Source organism: Aeromonas sp. HMWF017 (assembly GCF_003061465.1).
GTDB lineage: Bacteria > Pseudomonadota > Gammaproteobacteria > Enterobacterales > Aeromonadaceae > Aeromonas > Aeromonas veronii.
Genome location: NZ_QAJD01000175.1, coordinates 20,087 through 27,638, shown reverse-complemented (window position 1 = coordinate 27,638; position 7,552 = coordinate 20,087). Strand labels below are relative to the sequence as shown.

At 61.7% G+C, this 7,552-nt stretch carries 6 protein-coding genes; 4 read left to right on the top strand and 2 right to left on the bottom strand.

The features are described from left to right. Positions 1-142: 142 nt before the first annotated feature. Entirely contained in the window at positions 143-310 is a 168-nt protein-coding gene (locus DBR30_RS19525; RefSeq protein WP_005308905.1) for a hypothetical protein, read from the bottom strand. A gap of 56 nt (positions 311-366) precedes the next feature. On the opposite strand from DBR30_RS19525, the gene DBR30_RS19520 reads away from it, so the two are divergent. The 4 genes from DBR30_RS19520 to gshA all read left to right on the top strand — a co-directional run bounded on the left by DBR30_RS19520 (position 367) and on the right by gshA (position 6,279). Further along, positions 367-1,344 carry an NADP-dependent oxidoreductase gene (locus DBR30_RS19520; RefSeq protein ID WP_181363634.1) on the top strand — a complete coding sequence of 326 codons (978 nt, stop codon included), beginning with the start codon at positions 367-369 and terminating at the stop codon, positions 1,342-1,344. Further along, on the top strand, positions 1,341-1,778 hold the full coding sequence (locus DBR30_RS19515) for a YqaA family protein (protein ID WP_005340498.1): 438 nt from the start codon (positions 1,341-1,343) through the stop codon (positions 1,776-1,778). Before DBR30_RS19520 ends, DBR30_RS19515 begins: the two co-directional genes overlap by 4 nt. Positions 1,779-1,805: 27 nt before the next feature. Continuing rightward, a complete protein-coding gene (locus tag DBR30_RS19510) occupies positions 1,806-4,619 on the top strand; it encodes a M16 family metallopeptidase (RefSeq protein WP_108588491.1) in 2,814 nt (937 codons plus the stop codon). A 61-nt stretch (positions 4,620-4,680) separates the two neighbouring features. After that, positions 4,681-6,279 (top strand): glutamate--cysteine ligase, encoded by a 1,599-nt coding sequence (gene gshA, locus DBR30_RS19505; RefSeq protein WP_108588490.1) that lies wholly within the window; start codon positions 4,681-4,683, stop codon positions 6,277-6,279. A gap of 97 nt (positions 6,280-6,376) precedes the next feature. On the opposite strand, the gene DBR30_RS19500 is transcribed toward gshA, so the two are convergent. Next, a partial coding sequence (locus DBR30_RS19500) for an AMP-dependent synthetase/ligase (protein ID WP_258224517.1) occupies positions 6,377-7,552 on the bottom strand: 1,176 nt, incomplete at its 5' end.

Genomic DNA, 7,552 nt, shown 5'->3' with positions numbered 1-7,552 from the left:
CCACCATCTGCTGTCGCAAGGGGTGCTGGGGCAGGGGAGCAATCGCCACTACTACCTCAATCCGGCGCTGGAGCAGCAACCCAGATAGTGAGAAGGCCACCGGAACGCGGTGGCCTTTTTCGTTATCGAGTGGCTGTGGCACTCAGTGAGTCAGCACCATCATCAGGCTGAGGAAGGCGGCCAGTCCGCCACCGATGCCGATGATCCAGTAAAACCCCTTGGCCCCCTGTTTGAGCGGGATGCGGAAGTAGAGCAGAAATGCCCACCACCCCAGTGCCAGCAACAGAGGAATAAGAAACATTCGAGCCATGGTGTCCTCGCTGTTATTCTGTTGACCCTTGATCAATCAACAGGATGGATTGTGCAATGACGCAACTACAGATTACCGCATTCGGTGACCCCTCGGTACTCAAGCTCACCCCTTCCCTCGATAAGGTGCCAGCCGATGGCGAAGTGCGGGTGCGCATCTGCTTTGCGGGGGTCAATCCCATCGATGCAAAAACCCGCGCCGGTCTTGGCTGGGCGGCCGCCCAGAACAAGGACAAGCTGCCCTGGACGCCGGGTTATGACGTCTCCGGCGTGGTAGAGAAGGTGGGCCCCGGTGTGACCTCGCTGGTCGAGGGGGAGCGGGTGTGCGGTATGGTTGGGTTTCCCCTCACCGCCGGTGGCTACGGGGAGTCTGTGGTGGCAAGCGAGAGCGAGCTGGTCAAGCTTGACGGGGTGAGCCTGCAGCAGGGGGCGGCGCTGCCACTGGCCGGTCTCACTGCCTGGCAGGGGCTGCTTGAGCACGGCGGCCTCCAGAGCGGTCAGCGGGTATTGATCCTCGCAGGTGCCGGTGGTGTTGGCCATCTGGCGGTGCAGTTTGCCAGCGCCTATGGCGCCGAGGTGGTGGTTACCGCCAGCCCCGACAACCATGGCTTCCTGCACGCACTGGGGGCGCGCTGGATGGTGGATTACCATGATGCGAACTGGCCCGCGCGGGTGGTGGCAGAGGCCGGTCAGGTCGATCTGGTGCTGGATCTGGCGGGCGGCGAGAGCGGCAAGGCGGCGCTCGCTTGCGTCAAGTCGGGTGGCCGTCTGGTGACGGTACCCACCATCACTGCCCAGCAGATCAAGGATGCAGGGACTGCGGCGGCTATCGAGGTGGTTGGCATGCTGGTTCACCCTGACCAGAAGCAGCTGGGTCAGATGTTGATGCTACTGCGTCAGGGGGAGGTGAAGGTCACCCTCGCCGGTGAATTCCCCCTTGCCGAGGGGGCGCTGGCCCATCAGGCCATCGAAGGGGGCCATGTGCGCGGCAAGTTGCTGCTGCGGATGCCTGCGGCCGATGGCCTGCCCGGATGAATGGCATTACCGAGATGGGGCTGGGGTGGCTCTTTTTAAGCGCATTCACCTCCGCCACCCTGCTGCCCGGCAGCTCCGAAGTGCTGCTGGGGGCCATGGCGGCCAAGGGGGAGTGGAGCATGGCGAGCCTGCTGCTGTGGGCGACGCTGGGCAATACCCTCGGCTCCATGACCACCTGGTGGCTCGGCTGGCTCGCCACCTTCAAGAAAAAACCGGAAGATTTTCAAGGCCGTGGGGAACAAAAAGCCTTAGGTTGGCTCAAACAACATGGTCACTGGTGTCTGCTGCTTGCCTGGACGCCGGTGGTCGGTGATGGTCTCTGTCTGTTGGCCGGTTGGCTGCGCCTCTCCTTCTGGCGCTCTCTCATTCTGATCGGGCTCGGCAAATTGTTCCGTTATGCCCTGGTTTTTCTGCTGGCCAGTCACATTTTCTAGCCTGTTTTTGTCACTCACGAGGTTACCGTGAACAAAGTCATACCTTTAACGATTCTGCTGAGCTTCACCCTGCCGGTGCTGGCGGCACCGACCCTGATCGCCGAACAGGGCAAGGAGGAGGGCAAGCTCGCCATCCCCTACCAGATGTACAAGCTGGACAACGGCCTGACCGTGATCCTGGCCCCTGACCGCTCCGATCCGCTGGTGCACCTCGATGTGACCTATCACGTCGGCTCATCCCGCGAGACGGTCGGCAAGTCCGGCTTCGCCCACTTCTTCGAGCACATGATGTTCCAGGGCTCGAAACACGTCGGTGATCAGGAGCATATGCGGATCATCAACGAGGCCGGTGGCGACATGAACGGTACCACCAACAAGGATCGCACCAACTACTACGAGACGGTGCCTGCCAACCAGCTGGAAAAAGTGCTCTGGCTGGAGGCGGACCGGATGGGCTTCCTGCTCGATGCGGTGAGCCAGAAGAAGTTTGAGATCCAGCGCGCCACCGTCAAGAACGAGCGGGCTCAGCGGGTCGATAACCAGCCGTACGGGCTGGTGAGCGAGAAGGTGGGGGAGGCGCTCTATCCGCGTACTCACCCCTACTCCTGGCAGCCCATCGGTTACGTGGAAGATCTCGACCGGGTCGATGTGAACGACCTCAAGCAGTTCTTCCTGCGTTGGTATGGCCCCAACAATGCCACCCTGACTCTGGGCGGCGACTTTGACAGCAAGCAGGCTCTCGAGTGGATCGAGAAGTACTTTGGCTCCATCCCGCGCGGCCCGGACGTGGCCGAGCCGACGCCAAAGCCGGTGACTCTGCCCGAGACCCGCTACGTGACGTTGCAGGACAAGGTGCACCTGCCGCTGCTCTATATCGGCTACCCCACCGTCTCTCTTGGCGATCCGCAGGAGCCTGCGCTCGACATGTTTGCCGACGTGCTGGGCGGGTCCGCCAGCTCCATGCTCTACCAGTCGCTGGTGAAAACCGGCAAGGCGATCGATGTGGGGGCGTCCCACTACTGCGAAGAGCTGGCCTGTACTCTGACCGTCTACGCCTACCCCAATCCGTCACAGGATGGCAGCCTCAAGACCCTCAAGGGGGAGGTGGACAAGGTGATCGGCGAGTTCGCCCAGCGCGGCCTCAAACAGGAAGATCTGGAGAAGGCGATCGCCAAGTACCGTGCCTCCGCCATCTGGGGTCTGGATAGCGTCTCCGGCAAGGTGAGCCAGCTCGCCATGGGTCAGGTGTTTGCCCAGGATCCCAACTATGTGTTCAAGACTCTCGATGCCATCGGCAAGGTGACACCTGAGCAGGTGAAGGCCGCCTACGACAAGTTCATCGCCGACAAGCCTGCGGTGGTGCTGAGCGTGGTGCCCAAGGGCAAGACCGAGTGGCAGGTTGCCACCCCGAACTTTACCCCCGCCAAGCGCGAACTGCCGGATTACAGCAAGCATGACGAAGCGCTGGCCGAACGACCGGTAAAAGACAATTTCGATCGCAGCGTGCAGCCCAAGGCGAGCGAGGCGGTGAGCGTCAAGGTGCCCGCCATCTGGCACGGCAAGCTCGACAAGAACATCGAGATTATCGGCACCAAGAGTGACGAGATCCCCGCGGTCTCCATCATGATCGCCCTGCCGGGCGGCATTCGTGCCGAAGATAAGGGGCAACTGGGGCTGGCCAATCTGACTGCCGCCATGATGGGGCAGGGCACGGTGCGCCTGACCGAGGCTCAGCTGAGCGACGAGCTGCAAAAGCTGGGCTCAAGCATTGATGTCTCCAGCGCCCAGTACAACAACCTCATCACCGTCAGCTCGCTGGCGGACAAGTTGCCCCAGACCATGGCGCTGGTGCGCGAGGTGCTGGAGCGCCCGGGCATGCGGGAGGCGGACTTCGAGCGGGTCAAGGCGCAACTGCTGCAAGGGATGCAACAGGCCCAGCAGCAACCCGAGTGGCTGGCCGGGCAGGCGTTCCGCGAGCTGGTCTACGGCAAGCAGAACCGCCTCGGTCAACCTACCGATGGGGTGGCGGCCGATGTGGCCAAGCTGACCCTAGCTGACGTGAAGCACTTCTATCAGGCCTACTACAACCCCACCAACGCCAAAGTGGTGGTGGTCGGTGATGTGGATCAGAAGCAGATCGAGGAGCAACTTGGCTTCCTGACCGAGTGGAAGGGAGCCACGCCAGCCCTGGGGGATCTCAAGCTCAAGGGTGAGCAGGCCAAGCCAGGTATCTATCTGGTCGACAAGCCGGGGGCGCCCCAGTCGGTGATCCGTATCGGTCGTCGCGCCATGCCGTTCGATACCACGGGGGATTACTTCACCGCCGGGCTGATGAACTTCAACCTGGGTGGCAACTTCAACAGCCGCATCAACCTCAACCTGCGGGAAGACAAGGGCTACACCTACGGCGCCAGCTCCGGTTTCTCCGCCAACCGCGAGGTGGGCACCTTCGCCACCGGCGCCAATGTGCGGGCCGATGCGACCGTCGATGCCATCCGCCAGTTCCTCAAGGAGATGGACAACTACCGCAAGAGCGGCCCGACCCCGGTCGAGCTGGCCTATATGCGCAGCGCCGTCTCCCAGCAGGATGCCCTCTCTTACGAGACCTTGGGCCAGAAGGCGGGCTTCCTGCTGCAGATGGTGATGTATGACCTGAAACCGGACTATGTGCAGGCCCAGAACAACCTGATCAAAACGGTGTCGCCCGAGGCGCTGAAGGCCAGTGCCGCCCGTTGGCTCAATCCGGCCGACATGGTGATCGTGGTGGTGGGAGACAAGCAAAAGCTTGAAAAACCCCTGAAGGAGCTTCATCTTCCCATCTATCCGCTGCAGTTGCCGTAACTGACGCTTTATAAAAATCAAGAGCCGCCCCGGATGGGGCGGCCTCACATGAGCCGTGAATATGACTACAACAAGCTTGTCGCTCACCGAGTTGCTGAATGCGTTGGGATCACCGGAGCGCCTCACCGCGCTCAAGGGGATCCGGCGCGGGATCGAACGTGAATGCCTGCGCATCACGCCGGATGGCCGACTCGCCCAGAGTGACCATCCACGGGCGCTGGGCTCGGCCCTGACCCATCCCAATATCACCACCGACTACTCGGAGAGCCTGCTGGAGTTCATCACCCCGGCCACCGACTCCATCGACAGCCTGATGGAGCAGCTCGGCGACATCCATCACCATGTGATTCAGCATCTGGGTGACGAGCGGATTTGGCCGCTCTCCATGCCCTGCTTCGTCGGTGGGGAAGAGAGCATCCGGCTGGCCCAGTACGGCAGCTCCAACATCGGCAAGATGAAGACTCTCTACCGTCAGGGCTTGAAGAACCGCTACGGCAGCCTGATGCAGGTGATCGCCGGGGTGCACTTCAACTTCTCCATGCCCGACAGCTTCTGGAGCGAGTGGCAGGATCTGGTGTGCGAAGGATGCTGCAGCCAGCGCTTTATCTCCGACAAGTACATGGGGCTTATTCGCAACGTCTACCGCTTCGGCTGGCTGGTGCCCTATCTGTTCGGCGCCTCCCCGGCCATCTGCGAATCCTTCCTCAAAGGGCGCAAGAGCAACCTGCCGTTCGAGAAGACCGGCAAGGGTACCCTTTATCTGCCTTACGCCACCGCGCTGCGTCTCTCCGATCTCGGCTATACCAACAGCGCCCAGGCTGGGCTCAAGATCAGTCACGACAATCTGCCGGCCTATGTCAGCAGCCTGCGCCGCGCCATCAACACCCACAATCCTGACTTTGCCAAAATCGGGGTCAAGGTGGATGGGGAGTATCGTCAGCTCAACGACAACGTGTTGCAGCTGGAGAATGAGCTCTACGCCCCGATCCGCCCCAAGCGCACCCCGCGCAGCGGCGAGAAGCCCTCGGATGCGCTGGATCAGCGCGGCATCGAATACATCGAGCTGCGCACCGTAGACGTCAACCCCTTCACCCCGCTCGGCATCGATGCGGATCAGATCCGCTTCTTCGATCTGTTCCTGGTCTGGTGCCTGCTGCGCCCCTCTCCGGTGCTGAGTGACGAAGAGATTGCCCGCAACCGCCGCAACCAGAACAAGGTGGTGCTGGAAGGGCGTCGTCCCGGCCTGACGCTGGAAGATGAGCAGGGCAATGCCATTGGCCTCAAAGAGTACGGCCTCAAGCTGTTCGACGAGCTGGCTCAGGTGGCCGAGCTGCTGGATCGCTGCTGCGGCCGCAACCGCTACCGCGAGACGCTGGCAATGCATCGCGAGAAGCTGCTCGACCCCGAGCTCACCTACTCCGCCCGCATGCTCAGGGAGTTGCTGGAGAGCGGCAAGGACAACGGCTGCTACGGCGACAAGCTGGCGACCCGCTATCGCGAGGAGCTGCTGGCAGGGGAGCTGCAGTACTGGGATGAGGCCTACTTTGTCGGTGAGGCTAAGGATTCCTTGGCCAAGCAGCGGGAGCGCGAGCGCAGCGATAGCCTGTCGTTCGATGACTTCCTGGCCGACTACTTCGGTACTACTACCACTACGGCCTGAAGGCGGGTTCGTACCAACCAAAGTGCCAACAAAAAGCCGCTCGAGTGAGCGGCTTTTTTATTTCTCTGAACCTGAGCGATATCAGACGTGGTTGTACTCAGACATGGTTATACATGGCCTCGATTTCGCTCTGGTACTTGGCCTCGATGATCTTGCGGCGCAGCTTCATGGTGGGGGTGAGCTCACCCAGCTCCATGGAGAAGGCGCTCGGCAGCAGGGTGAACTTCTTCACCTGCTCGAACTTGGCCAGCTCTTTTTGCAGATCGGCGATGCGGGCTTCGAAGAACTCCATCACCCGGGAGTGGCGCAGCAGCTCGGTCTTGCACTGGTATTGCAGGTTGATGGAGCGGGCGTACTCCTCCAGCGACTCGAAGCAGGGCACGATCAGTGCCGAGACGAAGTGGCGAGCATCGGCGACGATGGCGATCTGCTCGATAAAGCGATCCTTGCCGATGGTCCCTTCCACCAGTTGCGGGGCCACGTACTTGCCGTTGGAGGTCTTCATCAGCTCCTTGAGACGTTCGGTGAAGTAGATATTGCCCTGGCTGTCGAGCTCACCGGCATCGCCGGTACGCAGGAAACCATCCTCGGTCATCACCTCAGCGGTCGCGTCCGGCTTGTTGTAGTAGCCGCGCATCACGGTGGGGGAGCGCACCAGCAGTTCGTTGTTCTCACCCAGCTTCACCTCGATGCCGTTCAGTGCCGTGCCAATGGAGCCGAGCTTGAACTGGCTGTCTTCGTAGCAGCATACGGTGGCTGTGGTCTCGGTCATGCCGTAGCCGTACTTGAGGTTGAGCCCCATCGCCTGGAAGAAGAGGTTCACATCGTCGGCAAGACGGGCGCCCGCCACCGGCAGAAAGCGGGTGCGGCCGCCAAAGCGGGCGCGCAGCTTGCGAAACACCAGTCGCTCGGCGAGCCAGAGCTGGCCGTAGAGCAGCGGGGAGGCGGACTTGCCAGCCTGACGGGTGGCAACCATCTGCTTGCCGACCCGGGTTGCCCAGCCAAACAGGGCGCGGCGCAGAGCCGGAGCCTGAGCAACTTTGGCCTGGATCATGGCGTAGGCCTTCTCGTAAAGGCGCGGCACGGCGCACATCACGGTCGGCTGCACCTCGCCAATCACATCCATCACCTTCTGCGGATCGCGGATATAGACGTTCTCGGCACCACAGTAGAGCACGTAGTAGCTCCAGGCCCGCTCAAACACGTGGCTGAGTGGCAGCATGCAGAGCGACACATCCTGCTGATTGAGGTCGAGGCGGCTGTTGTGCATCTC